Genomic DNA, 23,763 nt, shown 5'->3' on the forward strand with positions numbered 1-23,763 from the left:
ACGCCCTCGCGGCGTGGCACGGACAGCCTCGGCCTGAAGCCCACCGCATTGCCTGACTTCCTCACCGTATCGAAGGACTCACCATGCGCACGAGAGCATCCGGACGCACCGTCGGGGGATTGCGAACCCTGTCGCTGCAAGCCCCAGCCGTAAGCCTGTTGTTGATGTGGATGCTGGTACCACTGGTCATGACCCTGTGGTTCTCCTTCCAGCGTTACAACCTGATGATGCCGTCGGTGTCCGGTTTCGCCGGCGTCGACAACTATTACTACCTGCTGACCGATCCGTCCCTGTGGACCGCCATGGGCAATACCCTGCTGCTGGTGGGCTGGGTGCTGGTCGCCACCGTGGTCGGCGGCACGCTGCTGGCGGTATTGCTCCAGCAGGAATTCTTCGGCCGCGGCGTCGCGCGCCTGTTCGTGATCGCGCCGTTCTTCATCATGCCCACCGTGAGTGCCCTGGTGTGGAAGAACATGATGATGCACCCGGTCAACGGCATTCTGGCCTGGGTCGCCGGGCTGTTCGGTCTGCCGGCCATCGACTGGTTCGCCAGCCTGCCGCTGACCTCCATCGTGATCATCGTCACCTGGCAGTGGCTGCCGTTCGCGGTGTTGATCCTGCTGACCGCCATCCAGTCACTCGATGATGACCAGGTCGAGGCGGCGCGCATGGACGGGGCAGGGCCGGTAGCGATCTTCTTCTACATCACCCTGCCGCACCTCAAGCGCGCCATCAGCGTGGTGGTGATGATCGAGATGATCTTCCTGCTGACCATCTTCGCCGAGATCTTCGTCACCACCTCAGGTGGCCCGGGTCTTGCCTCGACCAACCTGGCGTACCTGATCTACATCCGCGCTCTGCTGGACTTCGATGTGGGTGGTGCCTCCGCCGGTGGCGTGATCGCCATCATCCTGGCCAATATCGTGGCCTTCTTCCTGGTGCGTACCGTCGCCAAGAATCTCGAGAACTGATGACAAGCGCTCAGCACAGGGAGACTCAATGATGTCGACTTCAACTTCCAATTCCGTGGCCGCCGCCAGCGCTGCCGTCAGCGCCAGTCGCGCGCGCCGCAGCGTGATCAACAAGAAGCTTGTCCTGACCCTGGTGGCCTGGACCATCGCGCTGGTGATGTTCTTCCCGATCTTCTGGATGATCCTCACCAGCTTCAAGACCGAGGCCGAGGCGATCGCCACGCCGCCGAGCCTGTTCTTCACGCCCAGCGTCGAGGGCTATATCGAGATCCAGGCACGCGCGGACTACTTCAAGTACGCCATGAACAGTGTGGTGATCTCGCTCGGGGCAACGCTGCTGGCGCTGCTGATCGCGATTCCGTCCGCCTACTCGATGGCGTTTCTGCCCACCAAGCGTACCCAAGGGACACTGCTGTGGATGCTGTCGACCAAGATGCTGCCGTCCGTGGGCGTGCTGCTGCCGGTCTACCTGATCTTCCGCGATCTGGGGCTGCTGGATAGCCGCACCGGCCTGATCATCATCTACATGCTGATGAACCTGCCGATCGTGGTCTGGATGCTCTACACCTTCTTCAAGGACATCCCCAAGGACATCCTCGAAGCCGGGCGCATGGATGGCGCCAGCACCCTGCAGGAGATCTTCCACCTGCTGCTGCCGCTGACCCTGCCGGGCATCGCTTCCACCGGTCTGCTGTGCGTGATCCTGAGTTGGAACGAGGCGTTCTGGAGCCTGAACCTGACCACCTCCAACGCCGCACCGCTGACCGCTTACATCGCGTCCTTCTCCAGTCCGGAAGGACTGTTCTGGGCCAAGCTGTCCGCGGCTTCCACGCTTGCCATCGCGCCGATCCTGATCTTCGGCTGGATGACCCAGAAGCAGATGGTACGCGGCCTGACCTTCGGCGCCGTCAAGTAACCCGCGCCAGTCAGAGACACGCAAGACGCGTCACTCACGGAGAGGTACGCCGCCTGCGCAACATTGGTTGATGAACATTATTGGTTGATGAACATTGCTGACAGCAGATCAGCGCAGGCGGCCGAGAGCCATACGCATGTTGCACCCTTGCCATGCCACCCAAATTTGCTATCACCTGCCCTCGGGCAGGTGCGGATAAGGAAACTTCCCATGTCCACACTCACGCTCAAGAACATCGTCAAGGAATTCACCTCCGGCAGCGGCGCCAGCGCCTCCACCACCCAGGTCATCAAGGGAGTCGATCTGGAAGTGAAGGACCAGGAATTCGTGGTCTTCGTCGGCCCGTCCGGTTGCGGCAAGTCCACGCTGATGCGCATGATCGCCGGTCTCGAGAACGCGACCTCCGGTGACATCCTGATCGATGGCAAGCGCATGAACGATATCGGCCCGGCCGAGCGCGGCCTGGCGATGGTGTTCCAGAGCTACGCGCTCTATCCGCACATGACGGTGGGCGAGAACATGGGCTTCAGCCTCAAGCTCGCCGGTGTCTCCAAGGAAGAGCGCGCCGAGAAGGTCAATGCTGCCGCCGAGGTGCTGCAGCTCGGACCACTGCTGGACCGCAAGCCCAAGGCACTCTCCGGGGGGCAGCGTCAGCGTGTCGCCATCGGTCGTGCCATCGTGCGCAACCCGAGCATCTTCCTGTTCGATGAGCCGCTCTCCAACCTGGACGCCGCGCTGCGTGTACAGATGCGCATCGAGCTGGCGCGCCTGCATGCCGAGCTCAAGGCGACCATGATCTACGTGACCCACGACCAGGTCGAAGCCATGACCATGGCCGACAAGATCGTCGTGCTGCAGGGCGGCGTGGTCGAGCAGGTCGGCTCGCCGATGGAGCTCTACCATCACCCGCGCAACCGCTTCGTGGCCGGATTCATCGGCTCGCCGAAGATGAACTTCCTCGACATCACCGTCACTGGCGTGGCCGGCGAGGGCGTCACGGTGCGCCTGCCCGACGGCAGCGAGCGCCTGATTCCGGTGGCGAGCCAGACTGAAGATGGCGCCTCGGTCAACGTCGGCGACACCCTGACGCTGGGCGTGCGCCCCGAGCATCTGATGCTCGATGAGCAAGGCCCGTTCACGGGTCAGGTTCAGGTCATCGAGCGTCTGGGCGGGGTGACGTCACTCTATCTGGCGACTCCGGATGGCTCCGGCGATGTGCCGATCGGCGGCCTCAAGTCCGACGAGCAGTCCGACAGCGGCTGGATCCTGATGGCGGATGGCGACGTCAACAGCCGGGTGGGTGACAGCATCCGCTACGGCTTCGATGTCGAGCGCGCACACCTCTTCACCCGTGAAGGGCTGGCGCTGCAGAATCTCAACCGTCACCCGCTGACCAGCCTGACGCGTCAGGACAATTCCCTGTCCAGTGCCAGCGCCGCACAGGAAGCCCGCGCATGAACCGGGCAGCCGCGAACCTGGAAGCCAGAGAGGATGATGAGATGAGTACCCCCTTGCAGCAGGTGATCTTCGATTGTGACGGCGTGCTGGTGGACAGCGAAGTGCTGGCTGAGGAGGAGCTGTCGCGCCAGCTGGGGGAATGGCTGCCGGACCTCGACACCGAGGCCGAGCTGCGTGCGGCGCTGGGCATGACCACCGAGGCCATCCTGAGCCATCTGGAGGCCATGAGTACTCACACCCTGCCACCGCAGGCAATGGAGCGCATCGATCACGCCATCGAATCACGTCTGGCGAAGGAACTTGCGCCCATCACCGGCATGGCGGAACTGCTTGGAAGGCTGTTGGCGAATGGCGTGGCCGTGGCGATCGTTTCCAACAGTGCCGAGCGCCGCGTGCGCGCCTCGCTGGCCGCCACCGGCCTGGATCACTGGCTGGGCTCGGTGCCGCTCTTCACGGCCGAGCAGGTCGCGCGACCCAAGCCCGCACCGGATGTCTATCAGCTGGCGCTGCGTCAGCTGGGACGTGATGTCGAGGAATGCGTGGTGGTCGAGGATAGCCTCGCCGGCGTCAGCGCGGCGGTCGCGGCCGGTCTGCGTGTGATCGGCTTCACCGGCGCCGGGCATATTCCGCCGGGCCACGCCCAGCGTCAGCAGGAGGCGGGTGCCTGGCAGAGCCGTGCGAGCATGGATGAGGTCAGCGCTTTGATCAGTCAGCTGCGTATCGGTCAGGCCAGCGACCTGAGCGCCACATGAGCACCGTCAGGGGGTGACACCATGCAGACGCTATCTGAGTCGGCCAGCGGTGAACCGCTGACCTCGCCACGCAGCGCCCGGCTCGCCGGCAAGGTGGCGGTGGTCACCGGCGGTGCGGGCGGTATCGGCCTGGCCATCGCCACCCGCTATGTCGCCGAAGGCGCTTATGTGGCACTGGCGGACATCAACGGTGAGGCGGCGGAGCGTGCCGCCCAGCAGCTGCGCGAGCAGGCCGGGCCGCAGGCACGAGTGCTGGCAGTGACGCTGGACGTGACGTCGAGCGTCTCACGCCAGAGCATGCTGGAATGCGTGCAGGCACAGCTGGGGCCGATCGATATCCTGGTCAACAATGCCGCCGTCTTCGCCATGGCGCCGGTGCTGGAGGTCAGCGAGGGCATGCTGCGCCACCAGCTGGCGGTCAATGTCGAAGGCCTGTTCTTCACTCTGCAGGCGGTGGCCAGGACGATGGTCGAGCGTGGTCAGGGCGGCAAGATCATCAACATGGCCTCGCAGGCCGGACGACGCGGCGAGGCGCTGGTCAGCGCCTATTGTGCCTCCAAGGCCGCCGTGATCAGCCTCACCCAGTCCTGCGGGCTTGATCTCATCCGCCATGGCATCAATGTCAATGGCATCGCGCCGGGCGTGGTGGATACGCCGATGTGGGATCAGGTCGATGCGCTGTTCGCCCACCATGAACAGCGTCCACTGGGCGAGAAGAAGCGCCTGGTCGGTGAGGCGGTGCCCTATGGGCGCATGGGGCTGCCGGACGACCACGCCGGTGCCGCGGTATTTCTGGCCTGTGAAGACAGCGATTTCGTCGTCGCCCAGACACTCAATGTCGACGGTAGCAACTGGATGAGCTAAGGATGAGAGACGCCTTCCGTCCTGCTGCAAGGGTGCGCATCCATGAATGAGGTAGTCACGTGACATCTTTATCCGATTCCCGCCTGGCCCACATGTCGCCCTCGTTGGACGACATGGCCAGCCGTGTGCTGGCGGAACACGCCTCCAGTCAGCGCACACGTACCATCGTGGCCCTCGCCGGTCCGCCTGCGGCGGGCAAGTCGACCCTGTCGGAATCCCTGTGCGAGACCCTCAATGCGCTGGAACCCGGCATCGCCGTGGTGGTGCCGATGGATGGCTACCACTACGACAACGCCGTGCTGGCGCCCCAGGGCCTGCTCTACGTCAAGGGCGCACCGGAAACCTTCGATGCGCGCGGGCTCTATCATGATCTCGTCAGGGTGCGCGCCAATGATGGCCCGGTCGCCGTGCCGGTCTTCGATCGCCCGCTGGACCTGGCACGTGCCGGTGGCCGCGTGGTCGAGAATCACCACCGCATCGTGCTGGTCGAGGGCAACTATCTGCTGCTGCGCCACGCGCCCTGGGATACGTTGCTCGGCCTGTTCGACATCAGCATCTTCCTGGATATCGAGGATGAGGTGCTGGTGCCGCGCCTGCTGCACCGCTGGCGCGAGATGGGCCAGGATGCCCGTGGTGCCCATGAGCGTACCCATCACAAGGACATGCTCAACGCGCACCTGATCAAGCAGGACTCGCTCAACGCCGACTGGCGTTGGCGTCTCGCGAATACCCCCATCGGCCCCGATGGGGAGGGCAGCTGAATGATGGATGGCAGGGAGAGCCGCATGTGGGTAGGTGTTGATTGCGGGACCCAGAGTACCAAGGTGGTGATCGTCGATCCGGCCTGCGGGAGCATCGTGGCCCAGGGCCAGCGCAGTCATGCGCTGCAGGAAGGCGCCAACGGGCGCCGCGAGCAGGACCCGCAGGACTGGGTGGCGGCGCTTGAGGGCGCCTTCGATGATGCACTGGCCATCTCGCGGCTGGACCCGCAGCGCATCGCGGCGATCGGGGTGTCCGGCCAGCAGCATGGCATGGTGGTGCTGGATGAGGCCGGCGTGCCGCTCCATCCGGCCAAGCTGTGGTGTGACACCGAGACCAGCGAGCACAATGCCGCGCTGGTCGAGGCGCTGGGAGGTGAGGCGGGCTGCCTGGAGACGCTCGGCCTGGTGCTGCAGACCGGCTACACCGCCTCCAAGCTCGCCTGGCTGCGTGAGCAGCATCCCGAGCGCTACCAGCGCATCGCCAGCATCCTGCTGCCGCATGACTATCTCAACTTCTGGCTGACCGGTGAGCGCGTCGCCGAATACGGCGATGCCTCGGGCACCGGCTATTTCGATACCCGTCGGCGCTGCTGGCATCAGGATGTCTTCGCGCAGATCGCCCCGGAGCTTGACGCCCGGCGCGTGCTGCCCCGATTGATCGAGTCCCACGAGCCGGCCGGGCGCATTCGCTCCGAGGTCGCCGCGCGCTTCGGGCTGCGTGACGACGTCATCGTCTCCAGCGGCGGCGGTGACAACATGATGAGCGCCATCGGCACCGGCAATATCGCTCCGGGGCGGGTGACGCTCAGCATGGGCACCTCCGGCACGGTATGCGCCTGGTCGGCGGACTATCCGGTGGGCTGTGATCCTCAGGTGGCCAGCTTCAGCGCCAGCGATGGTGGCTGGCTGCCATTGGTGTGCACCATGAATGTGACGTCGGCCACCACCCGAGTGCGCGAGATTTTCGGTTTCGACATCGCCACCTTCTCCGCTCAGGTGGCAAGCGCCCCGCGCGGAGCCGAGGGTGTGCAGGTGCTGCCGTTCTTCAATGGCGAACGCGTGCCGATGCTGCCGCGTGCCCAGGCCAGTTTCCATGGTCTGGACAGTCGCAATGCCACCCCGGCCAACCTTTGTCGCGCGACCATGGAAGGCGCAAGCTACGGCCTGCGTTACGCACTGGAGTGCATGGGGCCGCTGGCCAATGAAGCGCGCCAGATCCGTCTGGTGGGCGGTGGCGCCAAAAGCCCGCTGTGGCGTCAGATGCTGGCCGACATTCTCGGCCTCGAGGTGGTCTGCCCGCAGGTGACCGAGGCCGCAGCATTAGGCGCCGCCATTCAGGCGGGCTGGTGTCTGGGCCAGTCAGGCGATGCAGGGAAGGGTCGCCCCAGCGAGACGCTTGAGCAACTGTGTGAGCGGCTGGTCGCGCTGGATCATGCGACTCTCGCCCAGCCCCAGGCCGAAGGCGTGGCCGCCTACCGCAAGGGCTACGCCGACTATCGTACGCTGCTGGCCAGCGAGCACGGCATTCCCGCCGGCGGCTGAACTCATATCATGAGCACGTCACGCCAAAGCACATCGCCCCCGTCGAGACTCACTCGGTGGGGGCGATGTGTTTCAGGTCCTTCACTGCTTCAGTCGTGGCTCAGGCGCTAGCTCAGGCATTGGACGAACGCGCCCATAGATTGACGCCGCCATCGACGGCGTAGCGGTCGATCTCGTCGAGCTCGGCCTGGGTGAAGTCGAGATGATCCAGCGCCTTGACGCAATCGCTGACCTGTTCCGGGCGGCTGGCGCCGATCAGTGCGGTGGTGACACGGTTGCCGCGCAGCGCCCAGGCGAGGGCCATCTGGGCCAGTGATTGGCCACGACGCTCGGCGATGGCGTTGAGGGCGCGCACCCGCTCCAGATTGTCCTCGGTGAGGTGATCTTCCTTGATCGCTCCACCGCGCGCCAGGCGGCTATCCTGTGGCACGCCGCCCAGATACTTGTTGGTCAGCACGCCCTGGGCCAGCGGTGAGAACACGATGGAGCCGATGCCTTCGTCATCGAGGGTGTCGAGCAGGCCGTCTTCCTCGATCCAGCGATTGATCATCGAATAGCTGGGCTGATGGATGATGCACGGCGTGCCCAGCTCGCGCAGGATGGCGGCGGCTTCGCGGGTGCGCTGGGCATTGTAGGAGGAAATGCCCGCATAGAGTGCCTTGCCGGAACGCACGGCGCTGTCAAGCGCCCCCATCGTCTCTTCCAGCGGCGTGTCCGGATCGAAGCGGTGCGAATAGAAGATGTCGACGTAATCGAGATCCATGCGCTTGAGGCTCTGGTCCAGGCTCGAGAGCAGGTACTTGCGGCTGCCCCATTCGCCGTAGGGGCCAGGCCACATGTGATAGCCCGCCTTGGTGGAGATCACCATCTCATCGCGATAGCCGGCGAAGTCGCGCTTGAGCATGCGTCCGAACATTTCCTCGGCGCTGCCCGGCGGCGGCCCGTAGTTGTTGGCCAGATCGAAGTGGGTGATGCCCAGATCGAAGGCGGTCTGGCAGATGGCGCGCGCATTGCCTTCGTGGGCGTTGTTGCCGAAGTTGTGCCAGAGCCCCAGTGACAGGCGGGGCAGCTTGAGGCCGCTCTTGCCGCAGCGCTGGTAGTGCATGCGTTCATAGCGATCTTCAGCCGGGGTATAGCGCATGGCGGAGTCCTTTCGCGAGTGGAGGCGTCGATGTCGCAGAGGTGAAGTGACATCGAATGACGCCTTCAGTCTAGGTCGCGTCTGCAGGTCTGATAAGCACATGCGAACGAATAGATTGTTCGCCAGAGCGTACAATTATGTGGCAGGCTCGATCGCTCAAATTCCGGATGGCTGGCATGAGGAGCAGGCAGGATGCGACATCACAAGCAGGTGGAGCGACTGATGTTGTTCGCTCAGGTGGCGGAAACCCTCAGCTTCACCCGGGCGGCAAAGGCGCTGGGCGTGTCGCGTGCTCATCTTTCCGAGCAGGTGCGGCGACTGGAGCAGGACATCGGGGCGCCCTTGCTGATCCGCACCACGCGGGCGGTCCGTCTCACCGAGGAGGGCGAGCGCATTCGAAAGCGCATGCAGTCGGTACACGGCGAGCTGCTGGCACTGGAGCGGGAGCTTGAACATGACTTGGAGCAGACGAGCGAGTCGGAGCGTCAGGGCTACAGCGGCGTGTTGCGTATCACGGCACCGGTGCTGTTCGCCGAGCGTTATCTGGTCGAGGTCTGCAATGCCTTTCAGGCCCGTCATCCGGCGGTCGAGCTGCGTCTGGACGTCAGTTACGAGAGCCATGACCTGACCCGTGAGCCATTTGATGTGGCATTTCGTGCCACGCGCACACCACCGGACAACATGATCGCGCGTCGCCTGCTCGATTACGTCCATTGCTGCTGCGCCTCGCCCGAGTATCTTGCCGCGCATGGCACGCCGCGCACGGCCGCGGCGCTTGGCGATCATCGCTGCCATGTCTGGTCGGGGCAGTCCGGCTGGCCGCTGGCCAGTGGTGAGGTCAGTCTCGCGGGGGGATTGGCCATCAATGATCATCGCCTGCTCAAGCAGCAGGCGCTGGGTCATGCCGGCATCATCCGGGTCGCCCATTATCTGGTTGATCGTGAACTGGCCGAAGGCCGTCTGGTGCGTCTGCTGGCGCATGAGGAGGGCGAACCCAACAGCATCTACATGCTCTATCCCCAGCGCCTGCCGCAGTCGGGCAAACTGCGTGCCTTCATGGCGGCGGTGGAAGCCGCCATGCCACCTCGTAGTGCGTGATCGAAAGACACGGATGCAAAAGAGGCATATGCAAAAAGACCGCCGTGCCCCGAGGGGCGCGGCGGTCTTTTTATTCGCCTTTTATTTAGACCGGTGAGGGCATTTTATCCAAACCGGTGAGGTCTCTTTATCCAGGCTGGCGGCGCCTCAGAGGTCCAGCGCGGCGACCCCGGCCTTGGCGATCTGGGCATCCTGCTCCGGCTTGACGCCGGACACGCCGATGCTGCCGGCGATCTGGCCTTCGACCATCACCGGCACGCCGCCGCCCAGCATGCCTTCAAGCTGCGGCGCTGACAGGAAGGCGGTGCGCCCGCCGTTGATGGAGTCCTCGAACAGCTGGGTCTCGCGGCGCCCCAGAGCAGCACTCTTGGCCTTCTCCTGGGCGAAGTAGCCGGTCATCGCCGGGGTGTCGTCGAGGCGACGCAGACCCAGCGGGTGGCCGCCGTCGTCGGCAACGGCGATGGACACGGCCCAGCCATTGGCCTCGGCTTCCTTCTGGGCTGCGTCCAGCATCTGATTGACGTCAGCGAGGGTCAGTACGTGGCGAGTGATCATCGGGCTTCCTTGGCAGTGGTGAGGGAAAAGGACAGTGAAAGAGATGGTGAAACAGATAGTGAAACAGATAGTGACGCTTCATTCCTGCGGGAGCGTCTCGGGCAGGGCATCATCCACCAGCTCGATCCAGTGACTTATCGGCGTGCGTCCGGCGCTCGAGAGATGCGTCTGACAGCCGATGTTCGCGGTGGCGATGCGCGCCGGCCCGTTGGCCTCCAGCGCCTCAAGCTTGCGGTCTCGCAGCTGGCGTGACAACTCCGGTTGCGTGATCGAGTAGGTGCCGGCGGAACCGCAGCACAGATGGCCCTCCATGACAGGGGTCAGCGTGAAGCCCAGTTGCGACAGGATCTTCTCCACCTCGCCGCCCAGTCCCTGGGCATGTTGCAGGGTGCAGGGGCAATGGAAGGCCAGCGGCTGTTGGTCGGGCGCGGCCGCGAGATTCTGTCGATCATCGCGAGCGATCTCCTCGCCGAGCACTTCGACGATATCGTGGGCCAGGGCGCTTACGCGTGCGGCGCGCTCAGCATAGTCCGGGTCGTCGGCCAGCATCTCGCCATATTCCTTGACGAAGGCCCCGCAGCCACTGGCGGTCTGCACGATCGCTTCCGCGCCGGCCTCGATGGCCGGCCACCAGGCATCGATGTTGGCACGCATGCGCGCGCGACCGGCCTGCTGGGCGTTGAGGTGATAGTCGATGGCACCGCAGCAGCCGGCCTCCTGAATGGGGGTGACACCGATGCCGAAGCGCGCCAGCACGCGGGCGGTGGCGGCATTGATGTTGGGGGCCAGGCCCGGTTGCACACAGCCCTCCAGCATCAGCACTTGACGCGAAAGCACTTGCCGAGAAAGCTCTTGGCGTGAAAGCGCCTGATCAGAAGGCGTTGCGGCGACGGGGGCGGTCGGGGGCTCAGCTTGACGGTCGCGCTCGCGGGCCAGCGGGATCTTGTCGGCCAGCGCGCCAGGTGCGAGGGGACGGAAGCGCACACCAAGTGCCAGCAAGGCCTTGAAGCGCGCGGGTTCGACCAGCGCATGGCGCAGGCCACTGCGCAGCAGGCGCTCTCGCCACGGGCGGCCGACGCGACGCTCAAGCTCCTGACGCCCGATATCGAGCAGGGTGTGATACTGCACGCCCGATGGGCAGGTGGTCTCGCAGCTGCGACAGCTCAGGCAGCGATCCAGATGCCGCTGGGTCTCGCGAGTGATCTCGCTGGCCTGCTCGCGAACTGCCTCGTCGGGACTTTCGGGATCGCTTTCCAGCAGCTGCTTGATCAGATAGATGCGCCCGCGTGGGCCGTCGCGCTCATCGCCCAGCAGTTGGTAGGTGGGGCAGGTGGCATTGCAGAAGCCGCAATGCACGCAGCTGCGCAGCACCTTGTCGGCTCGCTGGATATGCGGTCTGGCAAGTGCGGCGTCACTGAAGTGGGTCTGCATTCAGGTGCGTCTCCTGTCGTGGCGTGAGTCACATCTCGGCATACAGGCGACCGGGATTGAGGATGCCGTGGGGGTCCAGCTGCTGCTTGAGCTGAAGGTGGTAGCGGGCATTGGGGGCGGCCAGCGGCATCAGCGGACTGTCCTCGGCGGCGACGGTACCCGGGGTATAGCAGATGGCATGGCCGCCCAGCCGACTGGCCAGCGCGCGGATGCGCTGGGCGGGGGCATCGCTTGCAAGCCAGCGCTGGGCACCCGCCCAGTCACACAGCAAATCGGCATCCCCCAGAGGGCCCAGCAGTTCACTGACGGCGGCTTGCCACTCGAGGTGATCCAGCGCCAGCGGCAGCGACAGTCGCCACAGTGCCTGATGCGGTGCGCGCGCGCTGAAGAAGGGCAGGCGGTGCTCACGCAGCTCAGTCCAGTACGCCGTTGCCTGATCCGTCGTCAGGGCTTCGCCACCCAGCTGCTCGCACCCGGCCTGGACCGAACGCTCGCCTCCTTCCAGGCGCAGGGTGAGGCGGCCGTCATGCCAGCTGGTCGCGGTGATCGGCAGCGGCGTGCGCCCCCACGCATTCAGGCGAGTCAACGCCTCGGCGAGGCTGAGCTCCAGACACAGCGATTCGCTTGCCACCGGGCGCGGCATCACCTTGAGCGAGACTTCACTGATCACGCCCAGCGTGCCCTGGGCACCGCACATCAGGCGCGACAGGTCGTAACCCGCCACGTTCTTCATCACTTCACCGCCGAAGCGCAGCGACTTGCCGTCGGCGCTGATGATGCGGGTGCCCAGCACCAGGTCGCGCAGGCTACCGCTCCAGGGGCGGCGCGGGCCGCTGAGTCCCGAAGCTAGGGTGCCGCCGACGGTCGCCGCAGGGCCGAAGTGGGGCGGCTCGCAGCTCAGGTGCTGACCCTGCTCGGCGAGCACGGCCTCGAGCGTCGCAAGCGGTGTGCCGGCGCGCACCGAGACCATCAGCTCCACCGGGTCGTAGTGGGTGATGCCATGATGCGCGCGCATGTCGAGTACCTCCTCGGCGGCCACTTCACGGCCGAGGAAGGTCTTGCTGCCACTGCCTGCGATGCGCAGCGGGCGCCTCGCCTCATGGGCGGCGCGGACCTGCGCGCAAAGTGCCTCGCTGGCATCCTGCTGCTGCGGGGGCTGGCTGGTGGCAGGTGTCATGCACTCGGCGTGGCTCGGCACCTGATCCTGTAGCGAATCATCTGACTCTGGCATGGCATGCCTCTATTAAAGTGGCGATGAAGTGGCGAACGTCAGGTAGCGAAAGGTCCCGCCGCAGCTGTCTAGAAGCGTGGCAGTTCGGGGTGCGGCAACTGGTTGTCATGCACATGCATGGCACCGAATTCGGCGCAGCGCGCCAGCGTCGGGATGTTCTTGCCGGGGTTGAGCAGGCCTGCGGGGTCGAAGGTGGCCTTCACGGCATGGAAGACGCTGATCTCCTCGTGATTGAACTGGGCGCACATCTGATTGATCTTCTCGCGGCCCACGCCATGTTCGCCGGTGATGCTGCCGCCCGCTGCCACGCAAAGTTCGAGAATCTTGCCGCCGACCTCCTCGGCCAGCTCCAGCTCGCCGGGCTGGTTGGCATCGAACAGGATCAGCGGGTGCATGTTGCCGTCACCGGCATGGAAGACATTGGCCACCGCGAGCCCCGATTGGCGCGAGAGCTCCGCGATGCCGTTCAGGACGGCGGGCAGCTCGCGACGCGGAATGGTGCCATCCATGCAGTAGTAGTCCGGCGACATGCGGCCCACGGCGGGGAAGGCATTCTTGCGTCCGGCCCAGAAGCGCGCGCGCTCGGCCTCATCCTGTGCCTGGCGGATCTCGGTGGCGCCGGCGCGCTCCAGCACCTCACGGACCCGTGCGCAGTCATCGACGACATCGGCCTCGGCGCCATCCAGTTCGCAGAGCAGAATGGCGGCGGCCTCGACCGGATAGCCTGCGTGGATGAAGTCCTCGGCGGCGCGGATCGCCAGGTTGTCCATCATCTCGAGCCCGCCGGGGATGATGCCGCAGGCGATGATGTCGCCCACCGCGCGGCCGGCCTTGTCGATATCGGCGAAGCTCGCCATCAGCACCTTGGCGGTCTCGGGCCTGGGCAGCAGGCGCACCGTGACTTCCGTGACCACCCCCAGCATGCCTTCGGAGCCGGTCATCAGCGCCAGCATGTCCAGGCCGGGCGAGTCGAGGCTGTCGGCGCCGATCGTCATCGCCTCGCCTTCGATGGTCAGCATCTCGAGCTTGAGCAGGTTGTGAACGGTGAGGCCGTACTTGAGGCAGTGCACGCCACCGGCATTCTCGGCCACGTTGCCGCCGATGGAGCAGGCGATCTGCGAGGAGGGGTCCGGCGCGTAGTAGAGTCCGAAGGGCGCGGCGGCCTCGGAAATGGCGAGATTGCGCACCCCGGGCTGCAGGCGTGCGGTGCGGGCGTCGGGGTTGATCTCGAGAATCCGCGCCATGCGCGACATCACCAGCAGCACGCCCTGCGCCAGCGGCAAGGCGCCGCCGGACAGCCCGGTGCCGGCGCCACGTGTCACCACCGGCACGCCCAGCGCATGACATTTACGCAGCAGGGCGGCGACCTGCTCGACCCGCTCCGGCAGGGCGACCAGCATCGGCATGACGCGATAGGCGGACAGGCCATCACATTCGAAGGGGTGCAGGTCCTCCTCGCGGTGCAGCAGCGTCAGGTCCGGCAGCAGAGTGGTGAGATGCGCCAGCACCTGGCCCTTGTCGTGCTGGACCAGCGGTCCATCCAGCGTCGGGTCATAGAGGATATTCATGCACTGCCTCCCGGGAGGTTGGGGTCTGCGCGGCTGCTGTCTGTCATTACTGTCGGCTGATGCGGGGGCGAGCGAGTCGCCTGTCGATTCGACCGGCGAGAGGGGCCCGTCTTGCCTGACCTGCCGCACCCGATCTGCACACAATCTGGCCTGCCTCCCCGGCCTTGTCCATGCTTCATATCAGTGGTCTGACCAGACATTCGTCTAGTGTTTGCGCAAGGAAAACCACGCTTTACTGGCCAGACGATTGCTGCCGTCAGGTGCCTTTGCGTCCGCTGATCGACAGGTCTGACCAGTCGAGAATCGCCAGGCGCTGCCAGCGAGTCGATCAAGCGCCACGAGGGTGTTGATCAAGGTCCTGCACACGAAGGTTGGGCACACGAAGATCGAGCACATGAAGGGGAGGGGCGGGATGCTGCAAACCATCGCAGAGTCAGGAGCGGATCCCCGCGCCGCGGATCAGGTAGCGGCGCGTCTGGAGCAATTGATTCTGGACGGCGTGCTCAAGCCCGGGCAGATGATCCCCTCGGAACGCCGGCTATGTGAGCGACTGGGGATCTCGCGGGCTTCGCTGCGCGAGGGGCTAAGGCTGTTGCGTGGCAAGGGCATCATCGAGACACGACACGGCAAGGGCTCAAGCGTCGCGGCGCTGTTGCCGAGCGGTGATATCAGCCCGCTGATGCATCTGTTTCGGGATCAGCCGCGCACCCTGTATGACCTGCTGGAAGTGCGGGCCCTGCTGGAAGGGCAGTCGGCGCGGCTGGCTGCCCTGCGCGGCACGCCGGCGGACAGGGTATTGATCCGGCGTCATTACGAGGCAATGGCGGCCTGTGTGCGCGAGTATCCGCCCGACTTTGAATCCTCAGCGCCGGGTGATGTGGCGCTGCCGGATGCCCAGCAGCTGGCACGTCACGATCATGCCTTCCACCACGCCATCTGTGAGGCGTCCCACAACCCGGTGCTGGTGCATACGCTCAAGGGCATCAATGACCTGCTGCTCAGCTCGGTGTTCGCCTCGCTGCGCAATCTCTACCATCGCCCGATTCCCCGCGGTCAGATCAATGCCCAGCACACGGCCATCTACCGGGCGGTGATGGACCAGCAGCCGGAGGCGGCGGAGAAGGCGGCGCTGGAGCACCTGCACAGCATTCGCGACAACCTGCGCGAGCTGGAGGAGGAGGACGAGCGTCTGGTGCGTTCGGCCATGCGTCTGGAAGGTTTCGAGTAGCGCGTCAGGGTTCTGGCTCAGGTGTGCGCTGGTGGTCGAGCAGGCTGGCAAGCGGGACGGACTCAAGGCAAAGTGGTCAGCTCATCGTCCAGGACAACGTGCTGCCTTCATGTGGAAACTCTCTTCCGCGAGTGACTGGCTCGACCGCCTCAATCACTCCCGCCACGCCATGCTGTGGCTGTTCATCGCCTCGATGCTGGAAACCCTGTTGATTCCGATTCCCATCGAGGTCGTTCTGATTCCGTGGATGCTGCGCCACCCCGAGCGCCGTTGGCGCGTGGCCGCGGTGGCGCTCGCCGGCAACCTGACCGCGGCATTGCTGGGCTTCTATCTCGGGGCCTACGCGCTGGCGGCGTGGGGTGATGGGTTGATCGGCTTCTTCGGCGGGCAGCAGGCCTTCGAATCCTTCCAGCAGCGCTTCAGCGAGCAGGGGTTCCTTGCCATCATGCTGATCGGCATCGTGCCGATTCCCTTCCAGAGTGCCATGCTGGTCGCCGGTGCCAGCGGTTATCCGGTCGCGTTGTTCCTGCTGGCGGCACTGGTCGGGCGCGGGGTGCGCTATTTCGGGCTGGCAGCCCTGGTGGCACTGGTCGAGGATCAGGCGCTGGCGCTCTGGCAGCGCTATTCGCGCCCGCTGGGAGTGATCGGGCTTGCGCTGACCGGCGTGTGGCTGTGGCAGGCCTTCATCGCCTGATGGCTCACTCTCACCGGCTTGTGCTGACCTGGGAGAGCAACGCCTTGCCGCGCTGATAGTCGGCCTGCCAGATCGCCTCGGGCACCATGCTGCCGCCGGTAGCCCAGACGACATGGGTGGTATTGGCCTGTACCTCGCCGTCATCCAGTCCGTTGGCCGCCCGCCACGCTTGCCAGGCGGGGGCGTCATTGCACAGCACGTGATGAATACCGGGCACGCCAGCCAGCGCGGAGGGCTCAAGCATGAGGCCTTCGCTGTCATGCGCCAGCGCGAGCAGTTCGAGCAGATGCTCATCACGCACGGTATGGATGCCGCTGAGCAAGGGCGCCATCACGCGCCCGACGAAGGCCGAGGCGCGACCCACCGCCAGGCCATCGGCGCAGGTGCGATTGTCCAGCCCGATATCCTCCACCGCGATGCCATCATGTTCGCCGGTCAACATGCCCAGCAGCATGCAGGGGGAGTTGACCGGTTCAGCGAAGAAGCAGTGCACGGCGTCACCGAAGACCTGCTTGAGGCCGTAGGCCACGCCGCCCGGACCGCCGCCGACGCCGCAGGGCAGATAGACGCAGAGCGGATGGCGGGCATCCACCGGGATGCCCTGCGCGGAGAGCTGTTCCGCGAGGCGGCTGGCCGCCGTGGCATAACCCACGAACAGGTCCCGCGAGCTTTCGTCATCGATGAAGTGGGCGTTGGGCTGCTGCGCTTCCTGGCGCCCAGCGGCGACAGCCTTGCCATAATCCCCGCTGTGCTCCACGACCTCCGCGCCCCGCGCGCGCAGCAGGTCCTTCTTCCATTGCTTGGCATCTGCCGACATGTGCACGGTGACGCGAAAGCCGAGCCGCGCGCTCATGATGCCGATGCTGAGCCCCAGATTGCCGGTAGAGCCCACCACGACCTGTTGGCCGGCCAGCAGGGCACGTATCTCATCACGCTGGAAAGCGCGGTAGTCGTCGTCCTGACGCAGCAGCCTTGCGTCCATGGCCAGACGCTCGGCATGCTTGAGCACCTCGTGGATGCCGCCGCGCGCCTTGATCGAACCCGAGATGGGCAGGGCGTTGTCGCACTTGATCATCAGACGTCCGGGCAGCGAGGATTCGGTTGAGTTGAGGGGAGATGCGGTCGAGGCTATGCCGCTCAGCGCCTGCTGCAAGCCGGGCGCTGCCACCAGCGGCGATTCGATGCGCCCTGACGCCGCGGCGGTCTCGGGGAAGGCTTCGGCAATCCAGGGAGCGAAACGCATCAGGCGTGCGTCGGCATCCTCGATGTCCTGGGCTTCCACGCCACTCGTCTGCAGCGCTGGTGAGGCGAGCGCCTTGGCGGTCGCGACGCGTTCAGGGTTGAGCCAGCCGATTTCGCGGCCGGCCATCAGGCTGGTGATTTCCGGGTGACGCAGCGCCAGGGTGTGGAGGTCATGGGGTGTGGCAGACATGCGGTGTCCTTGTGGCGGTTCGATCCTGCGATCAGGTCAGGTCACAGGTTAGCGCGTCTTCCACTGGCAACGCACGTAGCCCAGCTTTCACATTCCGTAAAGGTCAGTGACAAAAAAGACCGGATTTTTTGGCAACCGTCGGGATAGAAATGCAAAAGGCGCAGTCATAGTAAGCAAGGACATGATGTTATCGCGATGTTATGTCTGGCTTTAACTGTTCTTTGGTCCGCCACGGTTTTCCTGGCGGATTTTTTTATGCCTGAAATACGTGGGCTTTTGCCGGTTTTCGCTGGGGCTTTCGGATTCTCCCAGACTTTCAGCGACTTTCACCATGACCAGAGGCCTTGGTGGCAGAGCACGGCACAGCGCCCTCCAGCGAATGTCATCGCCTCGGGTTGCTGCTCGACTATTGATGAGCGTCAGGCTGGCGGCGGAGATGGATTAGCCATTGGGTAATCTTCGAGGATTTGGTCTGCTGGTTGAAGCGTGCTGAAGACGCTCTTGGTTTTCTCTTCATCACGCACAGAGCCCCCAGCGGCGATGACCGCTGGGGGCTCTGTGCACAAGGCCTGGCGCCAGGCAGTTTCTTGATTGGCGAACTGTCTCAACAGCCGTTCTGCATCACCAGCAGAGCACTCAGGACATCGCGGCGGGTGACCATGCCGATCAGGCGGCCCTGTTCGACCACCGGATAGACCTTGGGGCGCTGACCATTCATGTGCTGCGCCAGATCCGTGATGCTGTCGTTCGGGCCGACGCTCAGGACTTCGTGACGCATCAGATCACCGACCTGGGCATGCTGGCCGCAGTGATAGGCACTGTCGAGCAGCTTGCCGAGGATGTCCTGCTCGGAGATGAAGCCGATCAGACGGTCCAGATCATCCACGACCGGCACACCGGGCAGACGGTGGTGGGTCAGGCCCTGGGCGAGTTCGAGAATGCTGGTGCGTGCCTTCACGCGATAACAGTCGCGGGACATGATGTCGCGAATGGTCGAGGGCACCTTGAGCTGGGTGGCTTTCATGGGCAGATCTCCTGCGTCACTGCTCTTCGACTCTCCGGTGAGGGAGCCGTGCGATGAATGCCGGCAGCCACTTCGTGACTGCCGGCGACATTCAACCTCTGTTCAGAGCATAGGGCATCACTGCGTGAGCTGCGCGTCCCGTTGCCTTGAGGGTGTATCAGTCACCCGGACCGCACTCCATGCAGCGCTCGACGATGGCCGGGCCCAGCTGCAGATTGGCGTTGAGGTCACGCAGCGCAGTGCGCAGACCTTCCTCGATCACCGGATGATAGAAGGGCATTTCCAGCATCTGCTCGATGGTCATGCGTTGCTGATGGGACCAGGCCAGCAGGTGGGCGAGGTGCTCGGCACGCGGGCCGAAGATCTCGGCGCCCAGCAGCAGGCCGGTGCCTTGCTCGCCATAGACGCGCAGCATGCCCTTGTTCATGCGCATCACGCGGGAGCGACCCTGGCCGGTGAAGTCGACTTCGCCCACCGCGTAGCAGTCGCAGGCACCGTAGCGCTGTTCGATCTCGGCGGTCGAGAGGCCGATGGTGGCCATCTGCGGATCACTGAACACGACAGCGATGGTGCTCTTGCGCTGCCCGGCACGCACGTCGGGGAAGCGACCGGCGTTGTCACCGGCGATACGGCCCTCATCGGAGGCTTCGTGCAGCAGCGGCAGGTCGTTGTTGGCGTCGCCGGCGATGAAGACATGGCTCGGCGTGTCGTCGCTCAGACGAGTCTGCAGGGTGTGACGATTGAAGATCGGCACGCTGCGCTCGTCCAGCTTCAGGCCCAGCGCCTCGATATTGAGGCGGTCGACGTTCGGGCGACGGCCGGTGGCCGCGAGCAGGTAGTCGAAGCGCTCGGTGAGGCGCGCTTCGCTGCCACGCTCGATGAAGGTGATCTCGACACCGGCGCCGTTCTCGTCCTCGACGCGTTCGATCTTCTCGACCTTGGCGTCCGGGTCGAGATAGAACTCCTCGTTGAAGACGCGATCGGCATTGGCACGCAGCTTCTCGTCACGCAGCGGGCCGATGGCGCCGCCGACACCGAACATGCGAATGCGCACGCCGAGACGCGTGAGCGCCTGGCCCAGTTCCAACCCGATGACGCCCGGGCCGAAGACGGCGACGGATTCCGGCAGGTCGTCCCAGTCGAAGACGCTGTCGTTGATGATCAGGCGGTCACCGGCATTCTCAAAGAAGCCCGGATAGCTGGGGCGTGAGCCGGTGGCGATCACGACACGCTCGAAGGTGACGCGGGTCTCGTGGTCGCCGATGATCAGGCTGTTGGCGGTCTCGAAACGCGCATTGCCGCGCAGCTTGTCGTGGGAGGGAATGCCTTCCACGGACTCGACCACGAAGCCGACGAAGCGGTCGCGCTCACGCTTGACGCGGTCCATCACGGCGCGGCCATCCACCTTGACCTCGCCTTCGACATTGATGCCGAACGGTGCGGTGTCACGGGCGTGATGCGCGGCTTCTGCCGCACTGATCAAAAGCTTGGACGGCATGCAGCCGACACGGGCACAGGTGGTGCCGTAGGGGCCACCTTCGATCATGACCACGGAATCGGTGTGTGCCTTGGCGGCGCGGTAGGCACCCAGACCGGCACTGCCTGCACCGATGATGGCGACTTCAACCTGGCGTTCGTTCACGTCGTACTCCTCAAGGCGCGCCAGCAGCGCACCTGACAATGGGGTCTCAGGCGCGGGCGTGGCCCGCGCGTGATGAAAAGAGAAAGTTATCGGGGCCTGTCAGCGTGTAGCGTTCAAGCGCTGGTCAGGCTGCCGAAGTAGCGGGCGACTTCATCGCTGCCGCCGACATGCTCGCCGTCGATCCAGACCTGCGGCACGGTGGCCTGGCCGGTCATGGCGCGCAGGGTGCGTGAGGTCACGCCGCGGGTGCCGACTTCGATGACTTCGTAGCTGATGCGCGCTTCGTCGAGCATCTGCTTCGCACGTGCGCAGTACGGGCAGCCCGGCTTGCTGAACAGGGTAGCGAAGCTGGGACGACCGGCGTCGGGGTCCAGATAATCGAGCATGGTATCGGCGTCGGAGACTTCAAAGGGGTCGCCCGGCTTCTGCGGCTCGATGAACTGTTTCTCGACCACGCCGTTGCGTACCAGCATGGAATAGCGCCAGCTGCGCTTGCCGAAACCGATGTCGCTCTTGTCGACCAGCATACCCATGCCGGCGGCGAAGTCGCCGTTGCCGTCGGCGATCAGACTCAGGTTCTCGGCTTCCTGATGCTCGCCCCAGGATTCCATGACGAAGGCGTCATTGACGGACAGGCAGACGATCTCGTCGACGCCGACAGCATAGAAGCGATCGGCCAGCTCGTTGTAGCGCGGCAGGTGAGTGGAGGAACAGGTCGGGGTGAAGGCCCCCGGCAGGGCGAAGACCACCACGTTGCGGCCCGAGAAGATCTCCTCGCTGGTGCGCTCGACCAGACGGCCGTCGCGACGGATCTTGAAGCTGACGTTCGGGACCTGCTGGCCTTCGTGTGATTCGAGTTGCATGGAATTGGCTCCGGTCTCGATGAGACGTATCTAAAAGGAATGGCAGGCGACTTAGGCTCGATGATGCTGTCGAGTGCATGAGAAATCAGTGCCTTGCGAAACTGGAGCCAGTCTAGGGGCAAGCCTCTCGCGGGTGAATTTGATTGCATCAAGCGAGGCGATAGCTTTTCTTGATGATCATGCTGCCAGTCAGGCGTGGGCTGGCGCATGGCCTTGTTTTCGGCAGGAACGTGCTGGCCGGCAAGCGGCTTTTTTGCCGGAAATAGTTATACAGACTTGATATTTGACCCTGTCAGCCATAGGTAGTGGGTACGTCACAGCATCGTCAGGCGTCGAGTCTGGCAAGCGAGGCAATAGATGAACGCACGAGAGTACATGGCGAAGCACGGCCTGGACGGCGACAAGGACAAGGAGGAGGATAAGCCTCAGAGTCTGGAAGAACATGCCTGGGCACGTGCACGTGAGTCCGGCAGCCATCGGCCACGCACCGGGACGCCGCATGACTGGGAAGACTGGGAGCGCTACCACGAGCAGCTGGCGGCGGACTCCGAGAAGCTGTCCCAGAAGATCGATCGTCAGGCCCGCGCCGGTGGATCGGCCTCTGCGCACGACGATGACGTCGACAAGGCCGACGCTGATAAAGAAAAACAGTGATCAAGACCGTCTGTCTTCAAGACGGGAGCTGTTATAGAAGACACTGATCAAGAAGGACAGTGATCAAGAAGGACGCTGATCAACACGAGCATCGAACATTCATGACCTCCGTGGAGTCACGGTTGTCACAATCGCAAGGAGCAACTCATGGATATCATTCGCATCATTCTGGCCATCATCCTGCCGCCGCTGGGCGTTCTCATGCAGGTGGGTGTCGCCAACAAGCATTTCTGGATCAACATCATCCTGACCTGCTTCGGTTTCCTGCCGGGGATCATCCACGCGGTATGGGTCATTACCAAGTTCTGACCGCCGCTGAGCTCCCGATGCTCTGATATGGCTGTCCACCTCGGGCAGCCCAGAGTTGAAAGACCCAAAGCCTCCGCTGCCTTGTGTGCAGCGGGGGCTTTTCAGTGGGCGCTCACCGGGGAGGCGCCATGTGGCCTCGGTGATTCAGCGGCGGGGCTTGTCGAGGGCCCTCGGCGAATGGCTGGCGGCGGTAGTTCAATATTTAGACTTTCGCATAGCCTGATTTCAACGCTTTTCAGCGAGCGCGGCGCTTGTCGCCTCTCGACTGTCACCGTAGGGTCAAATGGGACTGAGGGCAGCGATCAGGGCCAGTGAAGCCTGTTCGATCACTTGCTCCACGATAACAACAACACGTATGGATACCCCGCATGGTCACGACTGCTGAGCCCGACGCGCCGCAGGAGACCAGCTCCTGCTTCGCGATCTTCAATGATGTGCAAAAGAGCTATGACGGCGAAACGCTGGTGGTCAAGGGCTTCAATCTTGAAGTCCAGCGCGGCGAATTCGTCACCCTGCTGGGGCCGTCCGGTTCCGGCAAGACCACCTGCCTGATGATGATGGCAGGCTTCGAAACGCCGACCCACGGCGACATCCTCCTCGACGGAACTCCCATCAATGACTTGCCACCGCACAAGCGCGGTATCGGCATGGTCTTCCAGAACTATGCGCTGTTTCCGCACATGAGCGTGGCCGAGAACCTGGCCTTCCCGCTGGAAGTGCGCGGCATGAGCAAGGAGGAAATCTCGACCAAGGTAGCCAACGCGCTGGACATGGTGCGACTCGGCGAATTCGGCGATCGCCGCCCGGGGCAGCTCTCCGGTGGGCAGCAGCAGCGGGTCGCCTTGGCACGTGCGCTGGTCTTCGAGCCGGAGCTGGTGCTGATGGATGAGCCGCTGGGGGCGCTGGACAAGAATCTGCGCGAAGAGATGCAGTTCGAGATCAAGCGCATCCACCAGCGACTCGGCGTCACCATGCTCTACGTGACCCACGATCAGACGGAAGCGCTGACCATGTCGGACCGCATCGCGGTCTTCAATGACGGCGTCGTCCAGCAGCTGGCAACCCCCGAGGCGCTGTATGAAGCGCCGGAGAATGCCTTCGTCGCCTATTTCATCGGCGAGAACAATCGCCTCAACGGCCAGGTATCGCAGCTCGACGCTCAGGGGGAGCATTGCACTGTGACCCTCGACAGCGGCGAACAGGTACGGGCACTCAAGGTGGCCGTCAATGAGGTCGGCGAGCGCACCCAGCTGTCACTGCGCCCGGAGCGGGTGCGCCTGCTGTCGGCGGAAGAGCCAGGCGCCGCGGGCACGCCAAGCCCTCCCGACAATGTCTTCTCCGCCGAGGTGCTCGAGGTGATCTATCTTGGAGATCATCTGCGCACGCGCGTGGCGGTGTGTGGCAGTGACGAATTCATCATCAAGACACCCAACGCCGAGGGCTATCCGCCCTTGCGGCCCGGGCAGACATTGCAGGTGGGATGGGACGCCTGCGACTGCCGGGCGCTGGATGCCTGAGGCCAGGAAAGGTCAGAACAGGCCAGTTAAGGACAGACTAGAAAAGCACAGGCGAGTAAAGACAAGACAGCAAGGAAGGTGAAGTACGCTTCCTCAGCAGAGCAAGAGCAGG

General features: G+C 64.2%; 22 protein-coding genes. 13 read left to right on the plus strand and 9 right to left on the minus strand.

Going from position 1 to position 23,763, the window contains the following annotated elements; all coding sequences use genetic code 11:
• The first annotated feature begins 83 nt into the window (after positions 1-83).
• The 7 genes from AC5WNI_RS05780 (at position 84) to xylB (ending at position 7,264) form a co-directional block, all read left to right on the plus strand.
• A complete protein-coding gene (locus AC5WNI_RS05780; RefSeq protein ID WP_043334545.1) occupies positions 84-971 on the plus strand; it encodes a carbohydrate ABC transporter permease in 888 nt (295 codons plus the stop codon).
• A gap of 31 nt (positions 972-1,002) precedes the next feature.
• Entirely contained in the window at positions 1,003-1,887 is an 885-nt protein-coding gene (locus AC5WNI_RS05785; RefSeq protein WP_176676670.1) for a carbohydrate ABC transporter permease, read from the plus strand.
• Between the two features lie 210 nt (positions 1,888-2,097).
• Positions 2,098-3,345, plus strand: a complete 1,248-nt coding sequence (locus AC5WNI_RS05790) for an ABC transporter ATP-binding protein (protein WP_175089806.1) — start codon at positions 2,098-2,100, stop codon at positions 3,343-3,345.
• 41 nt (positions 3,346-3,386) lie between these two features.
• Complete coding sequence (locus AC5WNI_RS05795; protein WP_368448604.1) at positions 3,387-4,097, plus strand: HAD family hydrolase; 711 nt, start codon at positions 3,387-3,389, stop codon at positions 4,095-4,097.
• A gap of 21 nt (positions 4,098-4,118) precedes the next feature.
• The gene (locus AC5WNI_RS05800; protein WP_368448605.1) at positions 4,119-4,961 is read left to right on the plus strand and encodes an L-iditol 2-dehydrogenase; all 843 of its coding nucleotides are present in this window, start codon (positions 4,119-4,121) and stop codon (positions 4,959-4,961) included.
• A gap of 59 nt (positions 4,962-5,020) precedes the next feature.
• On the plus strand, positions 5,021-5,722 hold the full coding sequence (locus AC5WNI_RS05805) for a nucleoside/nucleotide kinase family protein (RefSeq protein WP_348994691.1): 702 nt from the start codon (positions 5,021-5,023) through the stop codon (positions 5,720-5,722).
• A gap of 24 nt (positions 5,723-5,746) precedes the next feature.
• On the plus strand, positions 5,747-7,264 hold the full coding sequence (gene xylB, locus AC5WNI_RS05810) for a xylulokinase (RefSeq protein WP_368448607.1): 1,518 nt from the start codon (positions 5,747-5,749) through the stop codon (positions 7,262-7,264).
• Positions 7,265-7,376: 112 nt separating this feature from the next.
• Here xylB and mgrA read toward each other — a convergent pair whose 3' ends face one another.
• The gene (gene mgrA / locus AC5WNI_RS05815) at positions 7,377-8,405 is read right to left on the minus strand and encodes an L-glyceraldehyde 3-phosphate reductase (protein ID WP_175089809.1); all 1,029 of its coding nucleotides are present in this window, start codon (positions 8,403-8,405) and stop codon (positions 7,377-7,379) included.
• A 192-nt stretch (positions 8,406-8,597) separates the two neighbouring features.
• Between mgrA and AC5WNI_RS05820 the strand changes: the two genes are divergently transcribed.
• Entirely contained in the window at positions 8,598-9,503 is a 906-nt protein-coding gene (locus AC5WNI_RS05820) for a LysR family transcriptional regulator (protein WP_175089810.1), read from the plus strand.
• 147 nt (positions 9,504-9,650) lie between these two features.
• On the opposite strand, the gene AC5WNI_RS05825 is transcribed toward AC5WNI_RS05820, so the two are convergent.
• The 4 genes from AC5WNI_RS05825 to glcD form a co-directional block, all read right to left on the minus strand.
• Entirely contained in the window at positions 9,651-10,058 is a 408-nt protein-coding gene (locus tag AC5WNI_RS05825; RefSeq protein ID WP_368448609.1) for a GlcG/HbpS family heme-binding protein, read from the minus strand.
• Between the two features lie 78 nt (positions 10,059-10,136).
• Positions 10,137-11,489 (minus strand): glycolate oxidase subunit GlcF, encoded by a 1,353-nt coding sequence (glcF, locus tag AC5WNI_RS05830; protein ID WP_368448610.1) that lies wholly within the window; start codon positions 11,487-11,489, stop codon positions 10,137-10,139.
• A 28-nt stretch (positions 11,490-11,517) separates the two neighbouring features.
• On the minus strand, positions 11,518-12,720 hold the full coding sequence (gene glcE, locus AC5WNI_RS05835; RefSeq protein ID WP_439329796.1) for a glycolate oxidase subunit GlcE: 1,203 nt from the start codon (positions 12,718-12,720) through the stop codon (positions 11,518-11,520).
• A gap of 68 nt (positions 12,721-12,788) precedes the next feature.
• Positions 12,789-14,288, minus strand: coding sequence for a glycolate oxidase subunit GlcD (gene glcD, locus AC5WNI_RS05840; protein WP_368448612.1), 1,500 nt, complete (start codon positions 14,286-14,288; stop codon positions 12,789-12,791).
• Positions 14,289-14,700: 412 nt separating this feature from the next.
• On the opposite strand from glcD, the gene glcC reads away from it, so the two are divergent.
• Complete coding sequence (gene glcC, locus AC5WNI_RS05845) at positions 14,701-15,516, plus strand: transcriptional regulator GlcC (RefSeq protein ID WP_175089814.1); 816 nt, start codon at positions 14,701-14,703, stop codon at positions 15,514-15,516.
• A gap of 109 nt (positions 15,517-15,625) precedes the next feature.
• On the plus strand, positions 15,626-16,210 hold the full coding sequence (locus AC5WNI_RS05850) for a YqaA family protein (protein WP_175089815.1): 585 nt from the start codon (positions 15,626-15,628) through the stop codon (positions 16,208-16,210).
• Positions 16,211-16,220: 10 nt separating this feature from the next.
• Here the strand turns inward: AC5WNI_RS05850 and dsdA are convergent, their stop codons facing one another.
• The 4 genes from dsdA to AC5WNI_RS05870 all read right to left on the minus strand — a co-directional run bounded on the left by dsdA (position 16,221) and on the right by AC5WNI_RS05870 (position 21,171).
• A complete protein-coding gene (gene dsdA / locus AC5WNI_RS05855) occupies positions 16,221-17,642 on the minus strand; it encodes a D-serine ammonia-lyase (protein WP_368448615.1) in 1,422 nt (473 codons plus the stop codon).
• 604 nt (positions 17,643-18,246) lie between these two features.
• Entirely contained in the window at positions 18,247-18,666 is a 420-nt protein-coding gene (locus tag AC5WNI_RS05860) for a CBS domain-containing protein (protein ID WP_175089817.1), read from the minus strand.
• A gap of 157 nt (positions 18,667-18,823) precedes the next feature.
• Entirely contained in the window at positions 18,824-20,308 is a 1,485-nt protein-coding gene (locus tag AC5WNI_RS05865; protein WP_368448617.1) for a dihydrolipoyl dehydrogenase, read from the minus strand.
• Between the two features lie 113 nt (positions 20,309-20,421).
• The gene (locus AC5WNI_RS05870) at positions 20,422-21,171 is read right to left on the minus strand and encodes a glutathione peroxidase (protein WP_107335176.1); all 750 of its coding nucleotides are present in this window, start codon (positions 21,169-21,171) and stop codon (positions 20,422-20,424) included.
• 375 nt (positions 21,172-21,546) lie between these two features.
• Here AC5WNI_RS05870 and AC5WNI_RS05875 point away from each other — a divergent pair, with 375 nt between their 5' ends.
• The 3 genes from AC5WNI_RS05875 (at position 21,547) to AC5WNI_RS05885 (ending at position 23,651) form a co-directional block, all read left to right on the plus strand.
• Positions 21,547-21,825, plus strand: coding sequence for a hypothetical protein (locus AC5WNI_RS05875; protein ID WP_285460277.1), 279 nt, complete (start codon positions 21,547-21,549; stop codon positions 21,823-21,825).
• A 147-nt stretch (positions 21,826-21,972) separates the two neighbouring features.
• On the plus strand, positions 21,973-22,134 hold the full coding sequence (locus AC5WNI_RS05880) for a YqaE/Pmp3 family membrane protein (RefSeq protein ID WP_043334518.1): 162 nt from the start codon (positions 21,973-21,975) through the stop codon (positions 22,132-22,134).
• A gap of 368 nt (positions 22,135-22,502) precedes the next feature.
• Entirely contained in the window at positions 22,503-23,651 is a 1,149-nt protein-coding gene (locus AC5WNI_RS05885) for an ABC transporter ATP-binding protein (protein ID WP_368448618.1), read from the plus strand.
• Positions 23,652-23,763 lie beyond the last annotated feature (112 nt).

The organism is Cobetia sp. PDI-12MA, from assembly GCF_059507695.1.

What these genes read in the sequence shown, in the direction of transcription:
- glcC (WP_175089814.1), top strand. Translation starts at nt 14,701, where the DNA reads ATGCTGCAAACCATCGCAGAGTCAGGAGCGGATCCCCGCGCCGCGGAT.
- xylB (WP_368448607.1), top strand. Translation starts at nt 5,747, where the DNA reads ATGTGGGTAGGTGTTGATTGCGGGACCCAGAGTACCAAGGTGGTGATC.
- AC5WNI_RS05880 (WP_043334518.1), top strand. Translation starts at nt 21,973, where the DNA reads ATGGATATCATTCGCATCATTCTGGCCATCATCCTGCCGCCGCTGGGC.
- glcF (WP_368448610.1), bottom strand. Translation starts at nt 11,489, where the DNA reads ATGCAGACCCACTTCAGTGACGCCGCACTTGCCAGACCGCATATCCAG.
- AC5WNI_RS05875 (WP_285460277.1), top strand. Translation starts at nt 21,547, where the DNA reads ATGGCGAAGCACGGCCTGGACGGCGACAAGGACAAGGAGGAGGATAAG.
- AC5WNI_RS05860 (WP_175089817.1), bottom strand. Translation starts at nt 18,666, where the DNA reads ATGAAAGCCACCCAGCTCAAGGTGCCCTCGACCATTCGCGACATCATG.
- mgrA (WP_175089809.1), bottom strand. Translation starts at nt 8,405, where the DNA reads ATGCGCTATACCCCGGCTGAAGATCGCTATGAACGCATGCACTACCAG.
- AC5WNI_RS05825 (WP_368448609.1), bottom strand. Translation starts at nt 10,058, where the DNA reads ATGATCACTCGCCACGTACTGACCCTCGCTGACGTCAATCAGATGCTG.
- AC5WNI_RS05820 (WP_175089810.1), top strand. Translation starts at nt 8,598, where the DNA reads ATGCGACATCACAAGCAGGTGGAGCGACTGATGTTGTTCGCTCAGGTG.
- glcE (WP_439329796.1), bottom strand. Translation starts at nt 12,720, where the DNA reads ATGCCAGAGTCAGATGATTCGCTACAGGATCAGGTGCCGAGCCACGCC.
- AC5WNI_RS05790 (WP_175089806.1), top strand. Translation starts at nt 2,098, where the DNA reads ATGTCCACACTCACGCTCAAGAACATCGTCAAGGAATTCACCTCCGGC.
- dsdA (WP_368448615.1), bottom strand. Translation starts at nt 17,642, where the DNA reads ATGTCTGCCACACCCCATGACCTCCACACCCTGGCGCTGCGTCACCCG.
- AC5WNI_RS05800 (WP_368448605.1), top strand. Translation starts at nt 4,119, where the DNA reads ATGCAGACGCTATCTGAGTCGGCCAGCGGTGAACCGCTGACCTCGCCA.
- AC5WNI_RS05780 (WP_043334545.1), top strand. Translation starts at nt 84, where the DNA reads ATGCGCACGAGAGCATCCGGACGCACCGTCGGGGGATTGCGAACCCTG.
- AC5WNI_RS05885 (WP_368448618.1), top strand. Translation starts at nt 22,503, where the DNA reads ATGGTCACGACTGCTGAGCCCGACGCGCCGCAGGAGACCAGCTCCTGC.
- AC5WNI_RS05785 (WP_176676670.1), top strand. Translation starts at nt 1,003, where the DNA reads ATGTCGACTTCAACTTCCAATTCCGTGGCCGCCGCCAGCGCTGCCGTC.
- glcD (WP_368448612.1), bottom strand. Translation starts at nt 14,288, where the DNA reads ATGAATATCCTCTATGACCCGACGCTGGATGGACCGCTGGTCCAGCAC.
- AC5WNI_RS05870 (WP_107335176.1), bottom strand. Translation starts at nt 21,171, where the DNA reads ATGCAACTCGAATCACACGAAGGCCAGCAGGTCCCGAACGTCAGCTTC.
- AC5WNI_RS05795 (WP_368448604.1), top strand. Translation starts at nt 3,387, where the DNA reads ATGAGTACCCCCTTGCAGCAGGTGATCTTCGATTGTGACGGCGTGCTG.
- AC5WNI_RS05850 (WP_175089815.1), top strand. Translation starts at nt 15,626, where the DNA reads ATGTGGAAACTCTCTTCCGCGAGTGACTGGCTCGACCGCCTCAATCAC.